The sequence below is a fragment of the Burkholderia sp. B21-005 genome (genome assembly GCF_020843965.1).
GTDB lineage: Bacteria > Pseudomonadota > Gammaproteobacteria > Burkholderiales > Burkholderiaceae > Burkholderia > Burkholderia ambifaria.
Genome location: NZ_CP086303.1, coordinates 915,044 through 939,669, shown reverse-complemented (window position 1 = coordinate 939,669; position 24,626 = coordinate 915,044). Strand labels below are relative to the sequence as shown.

Genomic DNA, 24,626 nt, shown 5'->3' with positions numbered 1-24,626 from the left:
ATGCCTTTGGACCGCGGCCGGCTCGATTTCAGCTTGGCGTCGTCGTGCGCGGACATTCGATGCCCAGCGACGCGCACGTGATTTCATCGATCTCGATCCAGCACGCGAACACCGGCTTTCCGTCTATGATCTGCGGGGGCGCGGCACGGTGCGCGTGAACCTTCAGACGCATCAGCAGCCGTTCGACGCCGAGCGGCGACACCGTGATGAGCCGTCGAACGCCGTTCAACCGCGCGAAACCCACGACGTCCGCCAGCAATCTGCGCGTATTCGCATGCGCGCGCTTGAGGCCGCTGGAATCGGCACCGAGGATGTAGGACGAAAAGCGGGAGAGCTCCCAGATATCCGGCGCATTCGGAACCGGTGCCGCGCCCATCAGCTCGGGAAAAATCTCGCTCAGCAGGTACGGTCGGGTCGTCGGCAGCAGTCGGGCGCACGAGCAGATCGCGCCGCTGTCCTCGCGACCGAAGATATGGATCGTGTCCGGTCGATCGAATTGATCGAACTCCTGCTGATCGACTACCGGAAGCTGCCAGCCGAGTTTATCGATGAAGATTGCGTGTCGATACGACGCGAGTGCCGCAAGGTTCGAAGCGGACAGTTGCGACGCGTTTCCGATAGTGGTTTGGTGCATGTGCGAACTCCAATTGACGTACGCATTAAATGCGAAATGGAGGACGCGTCGAAACTGCAATTTTCTACAGGACCGGCAGTGCGAGATGCGTGCGGACACTCGCGGTCCACGGCAGCGTATTGATCCAGTCCGCGAGCAGCGAGCGGGTGTGGTCGGGCCCGACGTCGTAGCCTCTTGCGCAGACGATCATCACGTTGGAGGTCACGCTGTTCGGAAACATTCGGCAAGTGCGATCGCGATCCGTCAACCAGGACCAGCCGAAGGTCATCGGCGGGCGCCAGTTGGTATCGATCCATTCGCAATGGCCGGCGTGGCACGCGGGAAGGCCGAGATCCCATGCGTCGCTCAGTACGCGTTCGTCGCGCGCTGCATAGAGCAGGGCGAGCGTGACCGATGCGAGCTGCGTAGCGGACACGCGGACGTATCCGTCGTGTGAACACGTGTCGAAGTAAGCCGGCACCGCATGTCCGTCCGGTTTCAGATCCACGAGCAACCTCCTTGTTTGGCGTGTGTCCCGGCCGATGCGCGCATCGCGCGCGAATGACGACCGTTACCTTCAAACATGGGCGGACGACTGGCCGCGCGGCGTCGCCACGGCAGGCCGGAAGCGGAACAACATCGATACGGAACGGATCGGATCGCGCGGCGGGAAGTAGCCGTTGGCGCGACGATGTGCGGTGTGATGCCGGAGGTGATCCGGCTGAATCGCGGTGATCCGGACGGGATTGGTTCGGATACCAAAAAGGCCATGAGGCCGCGCCATCCGCTGTGATGCAACTCTGCGGACTCGATGCCATGAATGGCCGGATTTGGAAGACATTCTGCGACTAACCGTGGCGACGTGCAATTCGTTTCATCCTGCAAAAAACTACAGCTGACGGTCGGTGCCGGATATCTGCATCATCGCGACAGACGGATTGGCCGGCCGCTTCACGGCATGGCCCGACGCGGGCACGAAGGGCCCGGTCGACCGCGGCGAAGCGACAAATGGAGTGTGGCGTGATCGACGTAGCGGATATTGAGGTACGAGATTTTGACAGCACCGACATCGACGGCTTCATCGCGTACTGGTACGACAGCGGCGACAGCCATATGATCGAAATGGGCGTCGATCCGGCGCGGCTGCCCGGCCGCCGTCAGATGCGCGACATGCTCGCGCTCAATATCGAGCGGGACACGCGCGCCGACATGCCGCGCAACGCGATCCTGAGCGTCGCGCTGAAAGGACAGACCGTGGGCGTGCACGAACTCACGCATCTCGAACCGCGCGCCGGGGCGGCGCCGGGGCAGTACGTCAGCGGCGTCATGCACGCGCATATCTGGAGCCCGGAACATCGGCGTCTCGGCATCGGCATCGTGTCGTACGTGAAGGCGATGGCGGCATTCTTCGCGCGCTTCTCGCTCGATTCGATCCGGTTCGAGTCGCCGGCCGACAACGTGGGCGCCAATCGGGTCAAGACGCGGCTCGGCATCGATGCGCAAGGAGAGGGCGTGTTCGATCTGCCGATCCTGCGCACGCCGCTGCGTACGGTCAGGTATTGCGTGACGCGGGATCAGCTCCCGGCCATTACCGCGCGCATGGAAGCGCTGTGGGAAGCGCGCCGGCATACCGGCTCGCCTGCCTGACGTACGCGTCCGGCGCGTGACCGGCGCGTGACCGACCGATGAACCCGACTCCCACCCCGACACTCATGACCCCCACCGCAGCGTTGAAAGTCTTCATGCCGGTCCGCGCGCCGCGTATCCGGCTCGTGTGTTGCTCGTACGCCGGCGGCAACGCTTCCGCGTACGCCCATTGGCATGCCGGGTTGCCGGACGACGTCGAAGTGTGCGCGGTCGAGCTGCCCGGGCGCGGCGCGCGGTTCCGCGAGCCGCCGTTGCGCACGATGGGCGCGCTCGCCGACCATGTCATGGCAAGCCTGCTTCCACTCGACGACGCGGGCGTCGTGCTGTTCGGACACAGCATGGGCGGCGCGCTGGCGCTCGAGCTGGCGAGCCGGCTCGTCGACCTCGGCATGCCCCCATCGGCCCTTGCCGTGTCCGGATGCGCGGCGCCGCATCTGCCGTCGCGACGCCGGCGCCGGCTGCACGATTTGCCCCGCGACGAACTGGTGCAGGAACTGAATCTGCTGGAAGGGCTGCCTGCGGGGATGCTCGATGCGGATGCCTTCATCGATCTGTTCCTGCCGACGATCCGTGCGGACCTCGAGTGCCGGGAAACCTGGCGTGCGGCGATTCGCGCGGTGCCGGTCCCGATCCATGTGCTCGCCGGTGCCGACGATGCGCTGGTCGCACTCGATGATCTGGGCGAATGGCAACGGTATTCGTCGTTGCCGGTGAGCGTGCGCGTGTTCGGCGGTGAGCATTTTTTCATCGACTCGCATCGCGCGGAGGTGCTTGCGCATCTGCGCGAAATCCTCGGCGAGCCGCCGGCGTCGCCCGGCGGCGGTGCGGTGAAGCGGGCATCGACATCAACCGCCGAACGGATCGCCTAGAAGACAACCCAGGAGACGACACGTGGAGACGATGCAAGCGGCATCGCCGGTAATCAGACGCGATGGTCGCAGCAACTGGTCGGAACGGGCAGCGCTGGCTGCGCTGCTCGAGAAGGATCAGACCGCTGCCTGACGGGGACGCATTGCGATGCGGGCCGCGCGCGGCGCGCAAACATGGAGCGCCGTTCACTTGCCCCAGGCAGCGCCGGATGTCGCGGCGTCGATCGAGCGCGCCGCTGTCAGGCCCGGCCGATCACGACGCGCCGCGATTCTTTTTCCCGGCCGGCGTGCTGCCCGGCGCCGGAAACGCGCCGACGCCGCGCGGGCGTTTCGGTTCGATCGCGGTGTTGCCGATCACGTGCCGGAAATCGATCTCGTGCGCGGCGAGCGCGCCGATGAGGGTCGCGATGACCGCGAGGTGGGAGGGGACGGTGCCCTTGCTCGAATAGTTCGTGATGGAACTTTCGTTCATCCGGATCAGACGGGCGAATTCCCGCGCCGTCAACTGCGCCTTCTTCAACTCCTGTTGAAATTCCGTATACGCCATTGCACACATGTTGCTTCATCTCCGCAAAACGCGAATCGACCCGGGCGGCGCCGGCGCCGACGGGTGGCGTGCCCGTCGTGCCGGCGTCGCGGCGGGTTACATCTTCACCTGGTCGAGGAAGGTCTTCTTGCCGCTCTTGTAGCCGTAGATCGAGATGATCCCGTGCGTCAGGTCGCCCTTCGCGTCGAACGTCGTCGTGCCGATCACGCCTTCGTACTTCGTCGACGGCATCGCGGCGAGGACCTTCGCCGGGTCGGTCGAGTTCGCGCGCTTCATCGCGTCGACCGCGATGTAGACCGCGTCGTACGCGAACGGCGCATCGAACTTGATGCCCTGGTTGAAGCGCTTCTGGTACTTCGCGAGGAACGCCGCGCCGCCCGGCATCTTCTCGAGCGCGGCGCCCGCCTGCGAGCACAGCACGTTGTCGGCCGCCGGGCCGGCCAGATCGGCCAGCGAGTCGGTGCACACGCCGTCGCCGGACAGGATCTTCGCGCGCAGGCCGAGCTGCCTTGCCTGCTTCGCGAGCGGGCCGCCGGTGGCGTCCATGCCGCCGTACATGATCGCGTCCGGGTTCTCGCCCTTGACCTTCGTGAGAATCGCGCGGAAGTCGACGGCCTTGTCGTTGGTCGCGTCGTGCGACAGCACCTTCAGGCCGAGCGCCTTCGCCTTCTTCTCGAATTCGTTCGCGAGGCCCTGGCCGTACGCGGTCGAATCGTCGATCACCGCGACGCTCTTCACACCCTTCGACTGCGCGTAGCTCGCGAGTGCCGGACCTTGCTGCGCGTCGGTCGCGACCACGCGGTAGGTCGTCTTGAAGCCCTGCTGCGTATAGGTCGGATTGGTGGCCGACGGCGAGATCTGCACGATGCCCGCGTCGCTGTAGATCTTCGACGCCGGGATCGACGTGCCCGAGTTCAGGTGGCCGATGACGGCGACGACCTTGTCATCGACGAGCTTCTGCGCGACCTGCGTGGCCTGGCGCGGGTCGGCCGCGTCATCCTGCGCGTCGAGCTGCAGCGTGATCTTCTTGCCGCCGATTGTCAGGCCCTTCGCGTTGATTTCCTCGACCGCGAGGCGCGCACCGTTCTCGTTGTCCTTGCCCAGGTGCGAAATGCCGCCCGTCGTCGGTTCGACGCTGCCGATCTTCACGACCTGGTCGGCCATCGCGCCCGACGCGGCCGCGAATGCGGCGGCTGCCAGTGCGACGGTGATCAGGGGTTTGCAGCGCATGCCGACAGTGCTTCGTTCCATCTGCCATCTCCGTTGATTGATATTTCTAGTGCCGTCCGGCCGCTCGCGCGCCCTTGTGAGGCGTCGGCGTGCCGGACGAATCTCCATGACCCGTGAGGGGGCCGGCTTGCATGCCGCCCAGCTCTCCACGTCGACGGAAAACTCCGGCGCCGAGCGGTTCCCGAGCGAGCGGGATGCTTTCGTCAGACGACACGCAATTGGTATGAATATATCCGAACGCGTATGCGCCCGCTGCGCCGAATTGCGTAGCCTTGCGCAAATGTGAAGCGATCGCGCGATTGTTGCGCCGGCCCGTCGTGCAGGTTCGTGGCCGTCCCGCGCCGCTGTCGATTGCTCCGATTATTCGACCGGGCCGATGCCGATGACCATGGACAGTGCGATGCAATCAATCGCGAACTGTTCGGTCGATTTGTCTGCACACTTTCATCGCGCTCGGTTTGATGCAACTAACGGTCTAGCCCGGCCGCGTCGGCGAATTGGTGCGGGTCGATATGAGCGGCATATGCGTTCGGCTTTGCAGCGTTCGGCTTTGCAGATAACGGGGCTCGGTATGGCCGGACCGTTGCCGGATCGTTCCTCGGATCGGTCTTGCCGTTCGACGAAATCGCGAGCCTACGTCCGTCCGCGCAAGGCGACGAATATCACGCCGGCAATCGCCAGCAGGCCGCCGCACACCGTCTCGATGCCGGGCCGCTCGCCAGTCAGCACGATTGACAACGCCGTCGCGACCGCCGGCGTCAGATAGAGAAAATTGGCGGCGCGCGCCGCGCCGAAGTAGCCGAGTGCGACAGTCCAGGTTGCGTAACCCAGCGCGGCGGGAAAGACGCCGAGCACCAGCACGGCCAGCATCGTGTCATGCGACGCGCCGCCGAGCGACACGAGCGCGCCGGGCAACCATGGCGTGAGCAGGAGCGCGCCGGCCAGCAGCGTGTATGCGGCGCAGGGCAACGCACCGTACACGGGAATCAACCGCCGCTGCAGCACGAAATAGCTGGCCGAACACAGCGCCGCGCCGAGGATCAGCGTGCTCCCCGAGCCGAGCACGAGCCCGCCGGGTTGTCCGTGCGCGATCACCGCGATGCCGGCCAGGCTGATCAGCGAACCGAGCCATCCCCAGCGATTGAAGCGTTCGTGCAGAAACACCGCGGCCAGGAGTGCCGTGAAGATCGGCAGCGTGTTCACGATGAAGCTCGCCGCGCCGGCCGACACGGTTTGCTCGCCGGTATTGAGCAGCGCGTTGTAGAGCGCGATGCCGAGAAACCCGCAGACGAGAAAGCGCAACGCGTCGCGGGTCGACGGTTTCGCGGGCCGCCGCCACGCCAGCCATGCGATCACGAGCACGGCCGCGGTCGCGAAGCGTGCGGCCGCGAGTTGCAGCGGCGCCAGCCCGTGCAGGCCGATCCGGATGAACGGGAAGGCGGAGGCCCACGAGACGATCGTGAACGCCACCGCGCCGGCCGCGACGAGCGGCTGTCGCGCGCTGCGCGACGAGGAGGAAAGGGTGTTCATGCGACAATGGTGCGGTGTGGCGAGATGTTAAGCTAGCGCACAGATCAACATCCGAATATGAATATGGCTCACAGCTCGGTGCGGCGCCGGGCCGACGGCTCGGCACGCACGCCTCGGCGTGTGGCGGATGCGCTGTCGGCCGTCACGCCGGCATCTGGCTCGCGGCCGCCGCTGGCGAGCCTGGAGACTGTCTGCATGGTGGCGCGCCACGGTTCGTTTCTGGCGGCCGCCGATGTGTCCGGCGTCACGCACGGCGCGATCAGCCGGCGCGTGGCCGCCGTCGAGAACTGGCTGGGCATGGCGTTGTTCGAACGCCATGCGCGCGGCGTGCGCCTGACGCCGGACGGCCAGCGCTTCGTCGGCCGGATCGAACAGGCGTTCACGATCATCGATGGCGCGGCCGACCAGTGGCGCTCGCCGCGTGCGCCGCGCCTCGTCAAGCTGAGCGTGGTGCCGGCATTCGCGCAGCTCTGGCTGTTCGAGCGGCAGCATGCACTCGAGAGCGAAGCGCCCGCGTTGCGCATCGAGCTCGGCATCGAAGTGCGCAACGTGGATATCGCCGCCGGCGAGGCCGATCTGTCGATCCGCTACGGGCGCGGCAACTGGCGTCAGCTCGAAACCCGCGAGTTCATGCCGGAGACGCTCCATCCGGTCGCGCATCCGCGGCTCGCCGCGCAGCTGGCCGCGCTGCGCCGTCGAAGCGGTGATGCCGCGCTGCTCGAGATGCCGCTGCTGCACGATTCCGACGTGACCGGCTGGCGCACCTGGTTCGACGCGCTCGGCATCCCGTTCAAGCCGCGCGCGCAGGATCGCCGCTTCGAGGATTACAACCTGGTGCTCGCGGCGGCCGAAGCGGGGCTCGGCGTGGCGCTGGCGCGGATGCCGCTCGCGGATGCGTATCTCGAGCGCAGCGCGCTGGTCCGCGTGAGCCGGCACGAGGTCGAGTCGCCGCTCAGGTATCACTTCGTGCATGCGAAGGGCGAGAATCGTCCGGAGGTGCTCGCGCTGATGGAGCGGATGCGGGCGGCGCTGGGGCAGGCGGTGCAGCCGCCGGCGCGCGCGTCGAAGGGCGCCTGACGTCGCCGCGGCTCGACCTGGGATGCCGGATGATTGACAATGCGATCGCGGAAAAACGCGAAATCCGATAATGAATGAGAATCGACAGTTTCTGCAGACGTACGGATGCAGAGGGAGAGAGTGAGTAATGAATAGACCAGACAAGTCGTCGAAAGCGCGCGCGGCGCTCGACCAGCTGTTTTCGGGCATGGCGCCCGCGGACGCGCAGCAGCGCGCGTCGCGTCCGGGCAACCCGTTCGAAGCGGCAGGCGACCCCGCCGGCCCCGACGGCCGGGTCGAAGTCACGTTGTCGACGCGGATCCAGCTGCGCGGCTATCCGGGCGCGGATGCGTTCATGAAGCGCATGGCCGAAGCCTGGGGCCTCACGTGGGGCGCGTACGACGCGGTTCGCGCGACGGCGACGCTGCCGGCCGGCTGGCGCTCGCGCCGGCTTCCGGACGTCACGCAGATCGTCGACGAGCGCGACGTGCTGCGCGCGGAAAGCAGCCTGCAGGGCGGCGAGATGTCGTATCTGAAAGTGCATCCGCGCTACTACATCGATGCGCGCAAGGGGTTCGGCTGGGGCAAGTCGTCGAAGGCGTCCGACGATCCGGATGGCGACGGCCCGGACTGGAACTGCTACGTGATGGATCGGGAAAAGTCCGTCGAAGTGCACGAACTGACGACGTCGTCGTCGAAGGCCGACATGGACAACGCGCGTGCGACGTTGCTGAAATGGCTCGACGAGCACTATCCGAAGCATCGCGATCCGTTCGCGTACTGGACGGACTGCGAACGTCCGTTGTAGGCCCCGCCTTGCGGCGAGTGGCCATCGCGGAGGGCGCTTGAAACGGAACGGTCCGGTGCCGATTCTGTGGGCCGCGTTCGGCGCGGCGGTCGGCTCGACCGTCATCGAGCTGATGCTCTGGCCGATCGCCGGCGAGGATGCGATTCACAACCTGCTCCGCGATGCGCGCCTGACGGCCGCCATCGTGATGGGGCGAGCCGTGCTCGGCGCGTCCTCGGGGTTCGATCCGCTGATCATGGGCGTGGCGACGCTGGTGCATGCCGCGCTGTCGCTTGCCTATGCGGCCGTGCTGGCGAAGCTGGTCCGCAACCTGTCGCTCGGCGCCGCGCTGCTCGCGGGCGGCGTGTTCGGACTCGTTCTCTATGGCGTCAACCTGCACGCGTTCACCGCGATCTTTCCGTGGTTCGTTCCGGTACGCGGCGCGATCACGCTGGTCGCCCATCTGGCCTTCGGCGTGACCGCCGCTGGCGTCTACTGCATCGTGCGGCGCTCGCCGCGCGCCTGATCGACGGCGGTTGCCGCGTCGCGCTTTCGCATCACGACCCCTGGAATAATTCGCCGTGCCCAGTCGTTCAATCGTCGGGTGACCCTATACGAAGCCGGCGCCGTGCGTGACGCCAAGGGTCGAATGGTCGGGGGCAACAATGCAGGAGCCGATCATGTGCAACTTGTTTCGGTTCGGGATGGGCGTGGTCTGTCTCGGGTGTTCGGTGTGCGTCCTTGCGCAAACGTACGACGACTCGCCGGACGAAGGCGCCCGTTGCCGTGCGGTCGTCGCGCAGGCGGAAATCGACGGCACGGAACAGCAGATCGTCGGGCGTGCGTGCCGGCAAAGCGACGGCACCTGGCAGATGGTGCAAAGCCCGGACGGCAGCATCGTGTGGTATCCGGACACCGCCTATCCGTACACCGACCCGTGGTACTGGGGGCCGGCGGTTTTCGTCGGCACGGGCGTGAGTTTCGTCTTCATCGACCGCTTCCATCATCGCCATCACTTCGACCACTTCGGTCACTTCAGTCACGTCGACGGGGTCGGGCACGGCCACGTCGGCGTTCCGATGGGCGCGGGCTTTCACCATGGCCCGGCCTTCGTAGGCGGCGGCCACGGATTCGGCGGGATGCGGCGGCATTAGACCTGAGCAACACGGCGCGCGGCGGACGCACACTGCGACGTGCGTCCGCCGGCTCGGCACGAGGCGACGTGCGCCGTCAGAACTTGTGGCGGATGCCGACGATCGCGAGTTCCTGCGTATCGGTGCCGGAGTTCACGCCATACGAGCCGACCGATGCCGCGGCCTTCACGATCGCGCCGCTCGCGTTCAGCGTATTGCCGCTCGCCTTCTGATAGCCGACCAGCGCATACAGGTCGGTGCGCTTCGACAGCGCGTAGTCCGCGCCGAGGTTCACCTGGTTGTAGTGCGCGGAGGCCGGGCCCGTCAGCGACGTGTAGTTGTAGCCGACACCCGCGCGCAGCGCCGGCGAGAACTGCCAGTTGAAGAACGCCGAGCCGTTGTTGAACTTCGCGTTCTGCGTGAAGGCCGACAGCGTGTCCGCGCCGTACTGCGTGTTCGAATACGCGAGGCCGAAGGTCGCCGGCCCGACCACGTACTGGCCGGCCACGCGCACGATCTGGATCGACTTCGCGCTCGAAAAGCCCTGGTTGATCACGGTGTTGAACAGCGTGTCGGAACTGCTCGACCACGTGCGCACGCCGCTCGCGACCGTCGAGCCGCCGTTCGCGAAGAAGTAGCCGGCGCCGAGCGACAGCGGGCCGTTCGCATAGCTCAGGCCGAAGCTGTAGGTGCGGCCGTTGCCGGTCGCGCCCGCGACGCCGCCGAAGCCGTACAGCGCGGCGAACTGGAAGCCGGAGATCAGCGGGCTCGTGTATTTCACCGAGTTGCTGACGCGCAGGCTGTTGTCGTAGTTGTCGAGGTCGCCCGGCGTTGCGAATACGCCGCCGAAGTAGTTGTCCTCGGTGAGGCCCTGCACGAGATCGACGACCGGATCGTACTGGCGGCCGAGCGTCACGGTGCCGTAGGTGTTGCTCGCGAGGCCGACGACGGCCTTGCGGCCGAATTCGCGCCCGCCCTGGCCGAGCGCGCCGGTGCCGAGGTTGAAGCCGTTCTCGAGCTGGAACAGCGCGGACAGCCCGCCGCCGAGATCCTCGATGCCGCGCAGCCCCCAGCGGCTGCCGGACAGGTTGCCGCTGCTGAACCTGACGAGGTTCGACGCGTTGCTGCCGTTTGCGTTCTGCACGTTGTGCACGTAGGCGATACCCGCATCGGCGATGCCGTACAGCGTGACGCTGCTTTGCGCGTGCGCGCCGGCGGCATGGAGCGAGGCCGGCAGGGCGAGCAGCGCGAATGTCCGGATTCGTTTCATGGTTGGATTCCCCCGTTGGTCGATAGGTCTGACGAGTCGGTGAACGATACGGACGGCGCATCGTCAAGGGAACCAATAAATTGTCGGATCGTTATGAGGCGGGGCCGCGATGGATGCGTGCGCAACCGTCAGGCGGCGTGCCCGCCGGGCCCTCACGCATCGTGCCGACGCGATGCATTCCTGAGCACGAGCGCCATCAGCTGCCGGCGCGAATCGACGCCGAGCTTCGCGAACGCGCGCTTCGCGTAGGTATCGACGGTGGACGTCTTGAGCCCCATCGACTGCGCGATCGCCGCCGACGTCATGCCCTGGATGAACGATGCGCACACATGCATCTCGCGCGCGGTCAGCCGTTCCTGCAGTTCCGGAAGCCATTGCGCGACGCGGTCGAGATCGAGTTCGTCGCGCGGCCCTTCGTCCGCGCAGACAGCGCCGAGCAGCCGCTTGTGCGCGGACGCCATCGGCAGCACGACCTGCGACAGCTGCTTCAGCACACTCAGTTCCTTCAGCGAAAACGGCGGCAGCCGCCGCGACCGCGCAATCGAAATCGAGTAGCGCGTGCCGCCCGTCACGCCCGCGATCACGCATTCGTCGTGAATGTCGCCGGCGTCGAAGAACAGGTGCCGCAGCTCGCTTGCGACCCGCTGCGACGACACCTGCAGCAACTGCGTGTCGCTTTCGCTGTCGATGGCCGCATACGTGAGGTCCTCACTCGCATAGCTTCGGTAGTAGTGGCGCATCACCTGCGCGACGAGCTCCGGCTCGCGGCCGAAGCTGCCGATCCAGCCGACACTGCGCCGGCCCGACGCCGCGCTTCGTTCGTAGTCGAGGTGCACCGCGTCGAAATCGACGTAGCGCACGAGCGTGTCGTACACGGCGCGCATGAACTGCGGCGTCCCGATCGCTTGCGCGATATCGCCGAGCGTATCCGTCACGAATGCGACGTGACTCAGCGGGAGATCGGGAGTGGAAAGCGCAGCGCTCATGGCGTCGGATGTCGAAGAAGTCAGGTGGCGCTACAGGTATCACGAATAATTTCGACTGCCTACGCGGGAATCTACCCAAACGACCGCGAACGGCGATGACGTTTGTCCCGGTTTTCACGACTGACGGTGCGGGCCGCGATCTCTACATTGACCCTTGTGCTGAACACCGCTTGACGGCGTTGACGCGAGTCCGGACCCGGACATGGCGCCAGGGCCGATACCCATCACAAGGAGAATCCCCATGCGTATCCGTTCCCGTCGTCGCGCGGCCCTGTGCACCGCGCTCGTCACGTCCGCGGGGCTGGCCCTCGCGACCAGCCGGCCTGCCCATGCGGGCGATGCCAACCTGAACGTGTACAACTGGTCCCAGTACATCGCGAACGACACGGTGCCCAACTTCGAGAAGCAGACGGGCATCAAGGTGCGCTACGACAGCTACGACAGCGACGACACGTTGCAGACCAAGCTGCTCGCAGGCAGCTCGGGCTACGACATCGTCGTGCCGACGTCGAACTATCTCGCCCAGCAGATCCAGGCCGGCGTGTACCAGAAGCTCGACAAGTCGAAGCTGCCGAATCTCGCGAATCTCGATCCGGTGCTGATGAAGATGATCGCGAAGGCCGATCCGGGCAATCAGTACGGTGTGCCGTGGGCCTGGGGCACGACGGGCATCGGCTACAACGTTGACGCAGTGAAAAAGCGGCTCGGCGAGAACGCGCCCACCGACAGCTGGGCACTGCTGTTCGATCCCGCGAACGCGGCGAAGCTCAAAGGCTGCGGCATCTCGCTGCTCGATGCGCCGGACGCCGCGTTCGCGGCCGCGCTGCAGTACCTCGGCAAGGATCCGGAGAGCAAGAATCCGGCCGACTACCAGGCCGCCTACGACGTGCTGAAGAAGATCCGCCCGTACGTGACGCAGTTCAGCTCGGCCGGCTATGCGGACGATCTCGCGAACAACGACGTGTGCGTCGTGCTCGGCTGGTCCGGCGACGTCAGCGTCGCGCGACGGCGCACGCTCGACGCGAAGCGCTCGTACGAAATCCGTTACGTGAATCCGAAGGAAGGCGGCCTGCTGTGGTTCGACGTGATGGCGATTCCGAAGGACGCACCGCACCCGGAAGCGGCGCTGAAGTGGATCAACTACATCGAGGAGCCGAAGACCAACGCGGCGATCACGAACGAGATCTTCTATCCGAGCGCGAACAAGGCCGCGAAATCGTTCGTGACGCCGGCGATCGCGCAGGATTCGGGCATCTACCTGCCGGACGGCACGCTCGCGAAGACGTCGCTTGCGATGCCGCGCAGCGCCGACATCGCGCGGATGCAGAACCGTTTGTGGCTGCAGCTGAAGTCGGGCGGTTGAGGGCGACGATCATGGACTCCATCGCATACGCCCGGCCGGCCGCCACCGGCCATCGCAGCCGGCCCGCGCACGACACGTTCGTGCGCATCGAAAACGTCGTGAAGAAGTTCGGCGACAGCACCGCCGTCGACAACGTGAACCTGACGATCGCGAAGAACGAGCTGTTCGCGCTGCTCGGCAGCTCGGGCTGCGGCAAGTCGACGCTGTTGCGCATGCTCGCCGGGCTGGAGACGGCCACCTCCGGCAAGATCCTCGTCGACGGTGAAGACCTCGCGTCGCTGCCGCCGTACCGCCGCCCGGTGAACATGATGTTCCAGTCATACGCGCTGTTCCCGCACATGTCGGTCGAGTCGAACGTCGCGTTCGGGCTGAAGCAGGAAGGCACGCCGAAGAACGAGATCAAGGAACGCGTGGCCGACGCGCTCGCGCTCGTGCAGATGAGCAAGTACGCGAAGCGCAAGCCGCACCAGCTGTCCGGCGGCCAGCAGCAGCGCGTCGCGCTGGCCCGCTCGCTCGTCAAGCGCCCGAAGCTGCTGCTGCTCGACGAACCGATGTCCGCGCTCGACAAGAAGATCCGCCAGAAGACCCAGCTCGAACTGGTGAACATCATCGAGAAGGTCGACGTGACCTGCGTAATGGTCACGCACGACCAGGAAGAGGCGATGACGATGGCGAGCCGCCTCGCGGTGATGAGCGAAGGCAAGATCGTGCAGATCGGCACGCCCGGCGAAGTGTACGAATACCCGAACAGCCGCTTCTCGGCCGAGTTCATCGGCTCGACGAATCTGTTCGAAGGACGGGTGGTCGAGGACGAGCCCGATCACATCTTCGTCGAAAGCGACGATCTCGAAGCGCGCATGGTTGTGAGCCACGGCGTGACCGGGCCGCTGGGGATGCCCGTCGGCATCTCGGTGCGGCCCGAGCGCGTGCATGTGTCGCGCGACAAACCCGGCTCGCATCACAACTGGGCGCGCGGCGTCGTGACCGACATCGCGTACATGGGCAGCTACTCGCTGTATCACGTGCGTTTGCCGAGCGGCAAGACGGTCGTATCGAACCTGTCGAGCTCGCATCTGCTGCACGACGGCGCGCCGTCGTGGAACGACGACGTGTTCGTGTCGTGGTCGCCGGCCAGCGGCGTCGTGCTGACGCAGTGAGGACGACATGATGAGAACCTCCGCTTCCACTCCGTCCGCGCCGGTTTCCGCCGGTGCAGCCGCCGCGACACCGGCGTCGAGGCGCCGCGGCCGCTTCGCCGCGCTGTCGCGCTTCCTGCCGTCGGGCCGCAACGTCGCGATCGGCGTGCCGTTCCTGTGGCTCACGATCTTCTTCGCGCTCCCGTTCGTGCTGGTGCTGAAGATCAGCTTCGCGGACCAGATGCTCGGCATTCCGCCGTATACCGCGCTCGCACGGCTGGAAGCCGGCACGGTCCAGCTCGTGTTGTCGCTGAAGCATTACGCGCTGCTGCTGCAGGACGACCTGTATCTGAAAACCTACGTCAGTTCACTGAAGATGGCCGCCGCGTCGACGCTGATGTGCCTGCTCGCCGGCTATCCGATCGCGTACTGCATCGCCCGCGCGGCGCCGGCACGCCGCAACCTGCTGATGATGGCCGTGATGCTGCCGTTCTGGACGTCGTTCCTGATTCGCGTCTATGCGTGGGTCGGGATCATGAAGGACGACGGCCTGCTGAATCGCGCGCTGGTGGCGCTCGGCGTGATCGCTGCGCCGCTGCGCCTCTATCACGCGGACGCGGGCGTCTACGTCGGGATGGTCTATTCGTACCTGCCGTTCATGGTGATGCCGCTCTATGCGCACCTCGTGAAGCTGGACCTGACGCTGCTCGAGGCCGCGCACGATCTCGGCGCGACGCCGTGGTCCGCGTTCTGGCGCATCACGCTGCCGCTGTCGCGGAACGGGATCGTCGCGGGCAGCCTGCTCGTGTTCATCCCGGCCGTCGGCGAATACGTGATCCCGGAACTGCTCGGCGGCGCGAACACGCTGATGCTCGGCCGCGTCATGTGGGACGAGTTCTTCAACAACATGGACTGGCCGATGGCGTCCGCGGTGACGGTGACGATGGTGGCGCTGCTGCTCGTGCCGATGGCGCTGCTCCATTACAGCCAGGCCGAAGCGGAGGGGCGCTCATGACCCGCGCGAATCGCCTGTTGTTCGCCTGCGTGCTGGGCGTGGGCTTCCTGTTCCTGTACGTGCCGATCGCGAGCCTCGTCGTCTATTCGTTCAACGCGTCGAAGCTCGTGACGGTGTGGTCCGGCTTCTCGTTTCGCTGGTACGGCGCGCTGCTGCATGACGACGAGCTGCTCACCGCCGCGTGGCTGTCGCTGAAGATCGCGGTGCTGACGGCGACCGCGTCGGTCGCGATCGGCACCTGGGCCGGCTTCGTGCTGGCCCGCATAGGGCGCTTTCGCGGCTTCACGCTCTATGCGGCAATGATCAACGCGCCGCTGGTGATTCCCGAAGTGATCCAGGGCATCTCGCTGCTGCTGCTGTTCGTCGCGATGCAGCAGACCTTCGGCTGGCCCGCCGGGCGCGGCTGGCTGACGATCTGGATCGGCCACGTGATGCTGTGCCTGTCGTTCGTCGCGGTGATCGTGCAGTCGCGCGTGAAGGAGCTCGATCGCTCGATCGAGGAAGCCGCGCTCGACCTCGGTGCCCGGCCGCTGAAAGTGTTCTTCGTGATCACGCTGCCGCTGATTGCGCAGGCGCTGGTGTCCGGCTGGCTGCTCGCGTTCACCGTGTCGATCGACGACGTCATTCTTTCCGCCTTCCTGTCGGGCCCCGGTTCGACGACGCTGCCGCTCGTCGTGTTCTCGCGCGTGCGGCTCGGATTGAACCCGGAGATGAACGCGCTCGCGACGGTGTTCATCACGGTCGTGACGATCGGCGTCGTCGTCGTGAACCGCTCGATGCTGGCCCGCGAGCGACGGCAAGCCCGCGACGCCCGTGCGTGGCACGCGGCCTGCGCGCCGGACGCACCGTCTGCACCGGCGGTGTCGCCGCCCGCTCGCACGTCGGCCGTGCACGCGCGCCGCGATCCCGCACCGCATCCCGTGAAGTGAAGAACGACAAGGAGACGTTGGATGAAAAAGAAGATGCTGTGCGCGCTGATTGCCGGTGCGTTGCCGGGGTTGGCCGTCGCGAGTTCGAGCGCCGAGCAGATCAGGGTGCTGCAACAGCAGCTCGCCGTGCTGCAGCGGCAGATGAGCGCGCTGCAATCGCAACTCGCCGCGAAACCGGCGGCCGCGCCGCCTTCGTTGGCTTCGTCGGCTGCGGCGACGAGTACGCCCGTGGCCGACCCGTCGGCGTCCGGCTACGGGCACGCGCCTGCGGTGCTGACCAACGACGACGTGACCGAGATCCGTCAACAGGTCGCGAACCAGCAGCTGAAGGTCGACTCGCTCACCGACGCCGCGCGCACCGGCCCGATCGCCGGGTTGTCGGTGACCGGCTACCTCGATCCGACCTACGTGTACAACCGGGGCGCCGGCACGTCGTCGTTCCAGTTCGCGAACCACGAGAGCGCGTACACCTACTACAACAGCACGTTCGGCGACGTCTTCCTCGACATCAAGAAGACGTTCGGGGTCGGGCCGAGCGCGCCGTCCGCCGAAATCACGCTGATGCCGAACCGCGGCGCCGGCCTGTCGATGATGACGGGCAGCGGCGCGAGCGGTCTCGACATCGTGAACACGGCCGTTGTCACGGTGCCGCTGTCGGGCACGACCGCGTTCATCGGCGGGCTGGTGCTCGGCTTCGGCGGCTACGAGTACCAGCAGTCGAACCAGATGCTCACGCTCACGCACAACCTGCTGTACGACTTCTCGGATCCGGGTTCGTCGATCGGCGCGGGCATCAACTACCTGAGCCCGAGCGGGCAGTGGGCGTGGAAGTTCTTCGTCGGCAACGAGCAGTTCCGCAGCGCGGGCGCCGTCACGCAGACCGGCGTGAACGCACTCGGCGATCCGATCACGACGAGCAACAAGGTGCCCACCTTCACCGCGCGCGTCGACTACATGCGCGGCAGCGCGCTCGATATCGGCGGGTCGATCAACATCGGCCGCCAGACGCTGCCGAGCGCGATCGACCCGGCCACCGGCAACGTGCATTACGGCGTGGGCGGCAATGCGCCCGGCGCATACGGCACGTTTTTCTTCGCGGAAGCCGATGCGACCTACACGCTCGCCGATGCGCAGTACAACGCGGAGTTCGACTACGGCCAGCAGCAGCACGGCGCGTTCAACGGCGGGCTTGCGCAGTGGTTCGGGTTGTCGCTGCTCGCGCATCGCAAGTTCAACGTGCCGGTGGTCGGCCGCATGGGCGCGACGCTGCGCTATGACCTGCTCGTCAACCGCAGGAACGGCGGCGGCGGATCGTCGATCGGCCTGAACGGCAACGGGATGGATCCGTACAACGGCTTCGGCATCGACGCGGACTGCCTCGCGATGTCGAAGGCGAACGGCGGCGTCGGCTTCGAGTGCAAGGGCGCGACGCGGCAGGCGGCAGCATTCGACCTGCTGTTCTATCCGACCCAGCAAGTGACGGTCAAGGTCGAGTATCGGCACGACTGGGCGAGCAACAAGGTATTCCTGCGTCACGACGGGTCGTACGCGAAGTCGAACGACCTGCTCGCGACCCAACTCATCTACGCGTTCTGACGCGACGCCGTTAGCGATTGTCACTCATGCTCAAGTTCGAAAATCAGCAACATATTCAGTCGTACTATGCAGATACCGCCAACGACCGAACCCGCCATCCGTCGCTCGACGGCGCCGTGTCGGCCGACGTGTGCGTGATCGGCGGCGGGCTCACCGGCCTGAGCGCGGCGCTCGATCTCGCCGAGCGCGGCCATTCGGTCGTGCTCGTCGAGGCGTCGCGGATCGGCTGGGGCGCCAGCGGTCGCAACGGCGGCCAGTTGATCGCCGGGTACTCGTGCGACATCGATACGTTCTCGGCCTATCTGCCGGACGACGACGTGCGGCAGATATGGGCGATGGGGCTCGAATCGGTCGATCTCGTCCGGCAGCGGGTCGCGCGCCACGGCATCGATTGCGACCTGACCATCGGCTATCTGACGGCCGCGAACAAGCGGCGCCACATCGACGCGCTGCGCAAATGGCGCGACACCGCGGCGAGCCGCTTCGGCTATCGCGGCTACGACATCGTCGAACGTGCCGACATGCGGCGCTTCGTCGCTTCGGACCGCTACGTCGGCGGCCTGCGTCATGAAGGCAGCGGCCACCTGCATCCGCTGAACTACACGCTCGGCCTCGCACGCGCGGCGCGCGCGGCCGCCGTGACGATCCACGAGGACACGCCGGCGCTCGCGCTCGAGCGCGCCGCGCCGTACCACCGCGTCAGGTGCGCGCGCGGCCACGTGGACGCCCGCTACGTCGTGCTGGCCGGCAATGCGTACCTCGGGCAGCTGGCGCCGGCGCTCGCACGCAAGATCATCCCGGTGGCGACCTACGTGATCGCGACGGAGCCGCTCGGCGACGCACGCGCGGCCGAAACGATGCCGGCCGACGCGGCGATCAGCGACTGCAATTCGGCGCTCGACTATTTCCGGCTGACGCGCGATCGCCGGTTGCTGTGGGGCGGCAAGGCGAGCAGCTCGACGCGCACCCCGCGCGATCTCGCGAAGGCGATGCGGCACGACATGCTGAAGACGTTCCCGCAGCTCGCCGACGTGCGGATCGACTACGCGTGGGGCGGCCTGATCGACGCGACGATGAATCGCGCGCCGCATTTCGGGCGGCTCGAGCCGACCGTGTATTTCGCGCAAGGTTTCTCCGGACACGGCGTGAACGTGACCGGTCTCGCGGGGCGGCTGATCGCGGAAGCGATCGACGCACAGGCTGCGCGTTTCGACCTGTTCGGCCGCATTCGCCATCGCGACTTTCCGGGCGGCCGCGCGCTGCGCACGCCGATGCTGGCGCTCGCGATGGCGTGGCACCGGACGAGGGATCTGCTTTGACCCGTGCGGCGCGGCTTGCTCGACCGCACGGCAACGAATCGTTTTGAACCATTCATTCATGCGCTGGAGGCATTCATGACCCACGTCACCCATCTCGTCGACCTGATGCAGGCGCCGGCCCGACTCACGCAAAGCCGCGTGCCGGCCGGGCTGCTGCTCGACGGCAATCCGATGCAGACACTGTCGCATCACTACATCAGCCCGTGCGGGCAGTTCAGTTGCGGGATCTGGGAATGCACGCCCGGACGCTGGACGATCGACTACGACGAGTCGGAGTACTGCGAGATGCTGAGCGGCGTCGCGATCGTGCGCGATGCGCACGGCGGCGAGCGCGTGCTGCGCGCCGGCGACCGCTTCGTGATTCCGCCGGGTTTTCGCGGCACGTGGGAGGTCGTCGAGACGTGCCGGAAGATCTACGCGTCGCATGCGCCGCAGGCCGAGCCGTCGCGTGCGTAGCGCGAGGCTGAATCCATTCGATCGAAACATCAACGAGGAGCATCCCATGACCCAGGAATTGTGGCGTCTGAGCGCGGCCGAGATGGCCGCGTACGTCGCGCGGCGCGACGTGTCGTCGACGGAACTCGTGCACAGCTGCCTGCAGCGGCTCGAGCAGGTGAACCCCGTCATCAACGCGATCGTCGACGTGCTGGCCGACAGCGCGTTGCAGGCGGCATCCGAAGCCGATGCCGCGATCGCGCGCGGCGCGCCGGTCGGCCCGCTGCACGGCGTGCCGGTGACGGTGAAGATCAACGTCGACACGGCCGGCCGCGCGACGACGAACGGGGTGCGTGCATTTGCCGGTCTGCTCGCGCAGGAAGACAGCCCGGTGACCGCGAACCTGCGCAACGCCGGTGCGATCGTGATCGGGCGCAGCAATGCGCCGGCGTTTTCGTATCGGTGGTTCACCGACAACGACCTGCACGGCCGCACGTCGAATCCGTGGAATCCGTCGCTGACGCCGGGCGGCTCCAGCGGCGGCGCGGCCGCCGCGGTCGCCGCCGGCATCGGCGCGATCGCGCACGGCAACGATCTCGGCGGTTCGATCCGCTACCCGGCCTACGCATGCGGCGTCGCGGGGTTGCGGCCGAGCACCGGCCGCGTGCCGGCCTACAACCCGACGCAATCGAAGGACCGTACGCTCGCCGTGCAGCTCGCGTCCGTGCAAGGGCCGCTGGCGCGCACGATCGGCGACCTGCGCCTCGCGCTCGACGCGATGGCGGTGGGCGACGCGCGCGATGCGTGGTGGATGCCGGTCGCGCCGGCCGGTCGCGACGCGACGTTCCCGGTACGGGTTGCCGTGTGTCCGGCGCTGCCGGGCGTGCCCTCCGACCCGGTGGTCGCCGAAGCGGTCCGGCAGGCCGCGCGCTGGCTGGAAGAGGCGGGCTGCGTCGTCGAGGAAGCGCAACCGCCGCGGGTCGCCGAAGCGTGCGCGCTCTGGCTCGACCTCGTGACGAACGAAGCGCGCGGCGGGCTCGGCGACGTGATCATGCAGCACGGCGACGCGGCGATCCGGACCGCGTTCGCGAGCCAGCGCAGCCTCGCGTCGCCGCTCGACCTCGCCGGCTACATGAACGGCCTGGCGCGGCGGACCGCGCTGCTGCGCGACTGGCAGCAGTTCTTCACGCGTTACCCGCTGCTGCTGATGCCGGTGTCGTGTGCGCAGCCGTTCGCGATCGATGCCGATCAACACGGCGATGACGCGATGCGCCACATCGTCGCCATGCAGGGGCCGCTGCTGGCGACCGCGCTGCTCGGGCTGCCGGGGCTGTCGGTGCCGACCGGCGTGCGCGACGGCGTGCCGACGGGCGTGCAACTCGTCGCCGGGCGCTTCCAGGAGGCGCTGTGCCTCGCCGCCGGCGAGGCAATCGAGGCGCGCGCCGGCACGTTCACGCCGATCGATCCGGTGACCGGATCGTGATGACCGACCATTGACCGGAAAGGAACACCCATGAATCCATCCACATTTGAAGACTGGCAGGCCCGCGCGGCCGTGCTGCGGATCGAGGCGCGCGCGTTCATCGACGGCGACCTGCGCCACGCGCACAGCGGAGCGACCTTCGCGTGCGTGAGTCCGATCGACGGCCGCGTGCTCGCGCACGTGGCCGACTGCGGCGCCGACGACGTCGATGCGGCCGTGGCGGCCGCGCGCCGCGCGTTCGACGCGCAGGCGTGGGCCGGCATGAATCCGCGTGCCCGCAAGGCCGTGCTGCAGCGCTGGGCGGCGCTGATGCGCGAGCATCGCGACGAACTTGCGCTGCTCGAAACGCTCGACACCGGCAAGCCGATTGCCGACACCACGGCCATCGACGTGCCGGCCGCCGCGCATTGCGTCGACTGGTACGCCGAGGCGATCGACAAGGTCGGCGGCGAGGTCGTGCCGGCCGACCGTCATCTCGTCGGACTCGTCACGCGCGAGCCGATCGGCGTCGTCGCGGCGGTCGTGCCGTGGAATTTTCCGCTGTTGATGGCCGCGTGGAAATTCGCGCCGGCGCTCGCGGCCGGCAACAGCGTCGTGCTCAAGCCGTCCGAGAAGTCGCCGCTGACCGCGATCCGCGTCGCGCAACTCGCCTGCGACGCCGGTGTGCCGCCCGGCGTGTTCAGCGTCGTGCCCGGCGGCGCCGAGCCGGGACGGCTGCTGGCGCTGCATCGCGACGTCGACTGCATCGCGTTCACCGGCTCGGCGCGCACCGGGCAGCAGATCATGGCGTGCGCCGCGCAATCGAACCTGAAGCGCGTGTGGCTCGAGCTGGGCGGCAAGTCGCCGAACCTCGTGCTGCCCGATTGCCCGGACCTCGATCGCGCCGCGCAGGCGGCGGCCGATGCGATCTTCTTCAACATGGGGGAAGTGTGCACGGCGGGTTCGCGCCTGCTCGTGCATCGCGACATCAAGGATGCGTTCGTCGACAGGCTGGTCGCCGCGTCGCGGCGCTTCGCACCGGGGCATCCGCTCGATCCCGCGGTGGCGATGGGCGCGATCGTCGATCGTGCGCAGCTCGAGCGCGTGATGCGCTACATCGGCATCGGACGGGAGGAAGGGCGCCTCGTGACGGGCGGTGCGCGTGTGCGCGAGGACACGGGCGGGTTCTATGTCGAGCCGACCGTGTTCGAGGTCGACGCGCAGGCGACGATCGCGCGCGAGGAGATCTTCGGGCCGGTGCTGTCGGTGATCGCGTTCGACGACGTCGATACGGCCGTACGCATCGCCAACGATACCGAGTACGGGCTCGCGGCGGCCGTGTGGTCGGCCGACCTCGCGACGGCACACACGGTCGCGCGGCGCCTGCGTGCCGGCACCGTATGGGTCAACTGCTACGGCGACGGCGGCGACGACATGAACTTCCCGTTCGGCGGCTACAAGCAGTCGGGCAACGGTCGCGACAAGTCGCTGCACGCGCTCGAAAAATACACCGAGCTCAAATCGACGATCGTGCGGTTGTGATGCGGGCGGGGGGCAGGCGGGCGGTCGCCTGCCCCTTGCGCATTACTGCGCCGCCCCTTCCGCATCCGCCGTCTCACCGAGGAACCCGCCGCTCTGGTGCGTCCACAGCGCCGCATAGATGCCGCCTGCCTGCAGCAGTTCGGCGTGCGTGCCTTCCTCGACGATGCGCCCTTCGTCGAGCACGATCAGCCGGTCCATCGCCGCGATCGTCGACAACCGGTGCGCGATCGCGATCACCGTCTTGCCGCTCATCAGGCTGTCGAGGCTGCGCTGGATCGCCACTTCGACTTCGGAGTCGAGCGCGCTGGTCGCTTCATCCAGCACGAGGATCGGCGCGTCCTTGAGCATCACGCGCGCGATCGCGACGCGCTGCCGCTGGCCGCCCGACAGCTTCACGCCGCGCTCGCCGACCTCGACGTCGTAGCCGCTGCGCCCGTGCCGGTCGCGCAGCCGGTCGATGAAGTCGGACGCCTCCGCGCGCACCGCTGCGTCGTGCATCTCGCGTTCGGTCGCGTCGGGGCGGCCGTACAGGATGTTCTCGCGCATCGTCCGGTGTAGCAGCGACGTATCCTGCGTGACCATCCCGATCGCGGCGCGCAGGCTGTCCTGCGTCACGTGCGCGATGTCCTGCCCGTCGATCCGGATCGTGCCGCCGTCCACGTCGTAAAAGCGCATCAGCAGGTTCACGAGCGTCGATTTGCCGGCCCCCGAGCGGCCGATCAGGCCGATCCGCTCGCCCGGGCGGATCGTCAGGTTCAGCCCGTCGAACACCGGCGTGTCGTTGTCGTCGTGCGCGAAGCGCACGTTGTCGAACACGATGCCGCCGCGTTGCACGGCGAGCGCCTTCGCGTCCGGCGCATCGACCACGCTGCGCCGTTTCGTCAGCGTATTGATGCCGTCCTGGATCGTGCCGACGTTCTCGAACAGCTCGGTCATCTCCCACATGATCCAGTGCGAATAGCTCGACAGGCGCAGCGCCATCGCGATCACGGCCGCGACCACGCCCGCGCTCGCCTCGCCGCGCATCCACAGGTAGAGCGCGAGGCCGCTCGAGCCGACCAGCAGCAGCGTCGACAGCACGTGGTTGACGACCTCGAACGCGCTGACGAGCCGCATCTGCGCATCGCCGGTCGCCTTGAACGCCTCCATCGCGCGCCGCGCGTGATCGGCTTCCCGGCGCGTGTGCGAGAACAGCTTCACGGTCGTGATGTTGGAATAGGCGTCGGTGATGCGGCCGGTCATGAGCGCGCGCGCATCCGCCTGCTGGCTGCCGACGCGCCCGAGGCGCGGCACGAAGAACGCACAGGCGGCGCCATAGCCGAGCGCCCACAGCACGAGCGGAATCATCAGCCGCCAGTCGAAGCTGGCCGCGAGCGCGAGAATGCCGATCAGGTACGCGGCGACGCCGATCACGACGTCGACCGACATGAACAGCGCGTCGCGCACCGCGAGCGCGGTCTGCATGATCTTGGTCGTCACGCGGCCCGCGAATTCGTTCGCATAGAACGACAGGCTCTGGTCGAGCATCAGCCGATGAAACAGCCAGCGCAGCCGCATCGGGAAGTTGATCGCGAGCACCTGGTGCTTGACCATCGTATGCAGCGCGATCAGCGGCGCGCTGCACGCGAGGATCGCCGCGAAGCCGGCGAGCGTGCCGACATGGCGGCTGCCGAAGTCGGCCGGCGTCGCGGCTGAAAGCCAGTCGACCACGCGCCCCATCATTGCGAACAGCGCGGCTTCGTACGCGGCGAGTGCGGCGGAGGTCAGCGCGATCAGCAGGATCCAGCCGCGCGCGCCTTTCGTGCATGCCCAGACGAACGAGAAGAACCCCTTCGGCGGCGTGGCGGGATCCTCGAGCGGGAATGTCGGCAAACGCCGTTCAAACCACGAAAACATTCAAACTTCTCCTCGATGCGGCGCGGGTTGGATGACCCGGCCGGTCATGCGGATTCGATGAGCGGTGCGAATTTGCCGGTACGGCTCGTGGAGGCGATGGCGACGGTGGCCGCGTACAACGAGGCTTCCCGTTTCCGGGCGGTGCCGGCGATCTGAAAAGCAGGGCCCGGGGAGGCGTGCGGCCATCCATGAGCAGCGCTCACTGCATCATGAAAAGATACCATTGTTGCCCGGAAATTCGCGCTGCTACTCTAGTCGCCATACG

The 24,626-nt window shown here is 67.1% G+C and carries 23 protein-coding genes; 15 read left to right on the top strand and 8 right to left on the bottom strand.

Annotated elements, in window-relative coordinates; genetic code table 11:
- Positions 1-28 precede the first annotated feature (28 nt).
- On the bottom strand, positions 29-634 hold the full coding sequence (locus LMA02_RS34720; protein ID WP_228910961.1) for an acyl-homoserine-lactone synthase: 606 nt from the start codon (positions 632-634) through the stop codon (positions 29-31).
- A 64-nt stretch (positions 635-698) separates the two neighbouring features.
- Positions 699-1,121 (bottom strand): DUF4902 domain-containing protein, encoded by a 423-nt coding sequence (locus LMA02_RS34715; protein ID WP_228910375.1) that lies wholly within the window; start codon positions 1,119-1,121, stop codon positions 699-701.
- 512 nt (positions 1,122-1,633) lie between these two features.
- Here LMA02_RS34715 and LMA02_RS34710 point away from each other — a divergent pair.
- Both LMA02_RS34710 and LMA02_RS34705 read left to right on the top strand, forming a co-directional pair.
- Positions 1,634-2,260 carry a hypothetical protein gene (locus LMA02_RS34710; protein ID WP_228910374.1) on the top strand — a complete coding sequence of 209 codons (627 nt, stop codon included), beginning with the start codon at positions 1,634-1,636 and terminating at the stop codon, positions 2,258-2,260.
- A 38-nt stretch (positions 2,261-2,298) separates the two neighbouring features.
- Positions 2,299-3,129 (top strand): thioesterase II family protein, encoded by an 831-nt coding sequence (locus LMA02_RS34705; RefSeq protein ID WP_228910373.1) that lies wholly within the window; start codon positions 2,299-2,301, stop codon positions 3,127-3,129.
- Positions 3,130-3,382: 253 nt separating this feature from the next.
- Here the strand turns inward: LMA02_RS34705 and LMA02_RS34700 are convergent, their stop codons facing one another.
- From LMA02_RS34700 to LMA02_RS34690, 3 genes are all read right to left on the bottom strand, one after another.
- Positions 3,383-3,685, bottom strand: coding sequence for an XRE family transcriptional regulator (locus LMA02_RS34700; protein WP_175697514.1), 303 nt, complete (start codon positions 3,683-3,685; stop codon positions 3,383-3,385).
- 87 nt (positions 3,686-3,772) lie between these two features.
- The gene (locus LMA02_RS34695) at positions 3,773-4,927 is read right to left on the bottom strand and encodes a branched-chain amino acid ABC transporter substrate-binding protein (protein WP_006749739.1); all 1,155 of its coding nucleotides are present in this window, start codon (positions 4,925-4,927) and stop codon (positions 3,773-3,775) included.
- Positions 4,928-5,539: 612 nt separating this feature from the next.
- Complete coding sequence (locus tag LMA02_RS34690) at positions 5,540-6,436, bottom strand: DMT family transporter (protein ID WP_228910372.1); 897 nt, start codon at positions 6,434-6,436, stop codon at positions 5,540-5,542.
- A 57-nt stretch (positions 6,437-6,493) separates the two neighbouring features.
- On the opposite strand from LMA02_RS34690, the gene LMA02_RS34685 reads away from it, so the two are divergent.
- The 4 genes from LMA02_RS34685 (at position 6,494) to LMA02_RS34670 (ending at position 9,433) form a co-directional block, all read left to right on the top strand.
- Positions 6,494-7,513 carry a LysR substrate-binding domain-containing protein gene (locus tag LMA02_RS34685; protein WP_228910371.1) on the top strand — a complete coding sequence of 340 codons (1,020 nt, stop codon included), beginning with the start codon at positions 6,494-6,496 and terminating at the stop codon, positions 7,511-7,513.
- A 127-nt stretch (positions 7,514-7,640) separates the two neighbouring features.
- A complete protein-coding gene (locus LMA02_RS34680; protein WP_006749736.1) occupies positions 7,641-8,300 on the top strand; it encodes a hypothetical protein in 660 nt (219 codons plus the stop codon).
- A 37-nt stretch (positions 8,301-8,337) separates the two neighbouring features.
- Positions 8,338-8,805 carry a sodium:proline symporter gene (locus tag LMA02_RS34675; RefSeq protein WP_228910370.1) on the top strand — a complete coding sequence of 156 codons (468 nt, stop codon included), beginning with the start codon at positions 8,338-8,340 and terminating at the stop codon, positions 8,803-8,805.
- Positions 8,806-8,959: 154 nt separating this feature from the next.
- On the top strand, positions 8,960-9,433 hold the full coding sequence (locus LMA02_RS34670; RefSeq protein WP_228910369.1) for a hypothetical protein: 474 nt from the start codon (positions 8,960-8,962) through the stop codon (positions 9,431-9,433).
- Between the two features lie 76 nt (positions 9,434-9,509).
- On the opposite strand, the gene LMA02_RS34665 is transcribed toward LMA02_RS34670, so the two are convergent.
- Both LMA02_RS34665 and LMA02_RS34660 read right to left on the bottom strand, forming a co-directional pair.
- Positions 9,510-10,682, bottom strand: a complete 1,173-nt coding sequence (locus tag LMA02_RS34665; RefSeq protein WP_228910368.1) for a porin — start codon at positions 10,680-10,682, stop codon at positions 9,510-9,512.
- Between the two features lie 152 nt (positions 10,683-10,834).
- Positions 10,835-11,668, bottom strand: a complete 834-nt coding sequence (locus LMA02_RS34660; RefSeq protein ID WP_228910367.1) for a helix-turn-helix transcriptional regulator — start codon at positions 11,666-11,668, stop codon at positions 10,835-10,837.
- A gap of 241 nt (positions 11,669-11,909) precedes the next feature.
- On the opposite strand from LMA02_RS34660, the gene LMA02_RS34655 reads away from it, so the two are divergent.
- The 9 genes from LMA02_RS34655 to LMA02_RS34615 all read left to right on the top strand — a co-directional run bounded on the left by LMA02_RS34655 (position 11,910) and on the right by LMA02_RS34615 (position 22,465).
- A complete protein-coding gene (locus LMA02_RS34655) occupies positions 11,910-13,031 on the top strand; it encodes a polyamine ABC transporter substrate-binding protein (RefSeq protein ID WP_228910366.1) in 1,122 nt (373 codons plus the stop codon).
- Between the two features lie 11 nt (positions 13,032-13,042).
- Positions 13,043-14,188, top strand: coding sequence for an ABC transporter ATP-binding protein (locus LMA02_RS34650; protein WP_324251326.1), 1,146 nt, complete (start codon positions 13,043-13,045; stop codon positions 14,186-14,188).
- Between the two features lie 10 nt (positions 14,189-14,198).
- Positions 14,199-15,182 (top strand): ABC transporter permease subunit, encoded by a 984-nt coding sequence (locus LMA02_RS34645; RefSeq protein WP_228910958.1) that lies wholly within the window; start codon positions 14,199-14,201, stop codon positions 15,180-15,182.
- A complete protein-coding gene (locus LMA02_RS34640) occupies positions 15,179-16,111 on the top strand; it encodes an ABC transporter permease subunit (protein ID WP_228910365.1) in 933 nt (310 codons plus the stop codon). Before LMA02_RS34645 ends, LMA02_RS34640 begins: the two co-directional genes overlap by 4 nt.
- A 21-nt stretch (positions 16,112-16,132) precedes the next feature.
- The gene (locus tag LMA02_RS34635) at positions 16,133-17,707 is read left to right on the top strand and encodes a DUF3138 family protein (RefSeq protein WP_228910364.1); all 1,575 of its coding nucleotides are present in this window, start codon (positions 16,133-16,135) and stop codon (positions 17,705-17,707) included.
- 26 nt (positions 17,708-17,733) lie between these two features.
- Positions 17,734-19,026, top strand: coding sequence for an NAD(P)/FAD-dependent oxidoreductase (locus LMA02_RS34630; RefSeq protein ID WP_228910363.1), 1,293 nt, complete (start codon positions 17,734-17,736; stop codon positions 19,024-19,026).
- A 75-nt stretch (positions 19,027-19,101) separates the two neighbouring features.
- Positions 19,102-19,482, top strand: coding sequence for a cupin domain-containing protein (locus LMA02_RS34625; RefSeq protein ID WP_175696085.1), 381 nt, complete (start codon positions 19,102-19,104; stop codon positions 19,480-19,482).
- A 46-nt stretch (positions 19,483-19,528) separates the two neighbouring features.
- The gene (locus tag LMA02_RS34620; protein WP_228910362.1) at positions 19,529-20,944 is read left to right on the top strand and encodes an amidase family protein; all 1,416 of its coding nucleotides are present in this window, start codon (positions 19,529-19,531) and stop codon (positions 20,942-20,944) included.
- A gap of 30 nt (positions 20,945-20,974) precedes the next feature.
- On the top strand, positions 20,975-22,465 hold the full coding sequence (locus tag LMA02_RS34615) for an aldehyde dehydrogenase (protein ID WP_228910361.1): 1,491 nt from the start codon (positions 20,975-20,977) through the stop codon (positions 22,463-22,465).
- Between the two features lie 42 nt (positions 22,466-22,507).
- Here LMA02_RS34615 and LMA02_RS34610 read toward each other — a convergent pair whose 3' ends face one another.
- Entirely contained in the window at positions 22,508-24,361 is a 1,854-nt protein-coding gene (locus LMA02_RS34610) for an ABC transporter ATP-binding protein (protein WP_228910360.1), read from the bottom strand.
- Positions 24,362-24,626 lie beyond the last annotated feature (265 nt).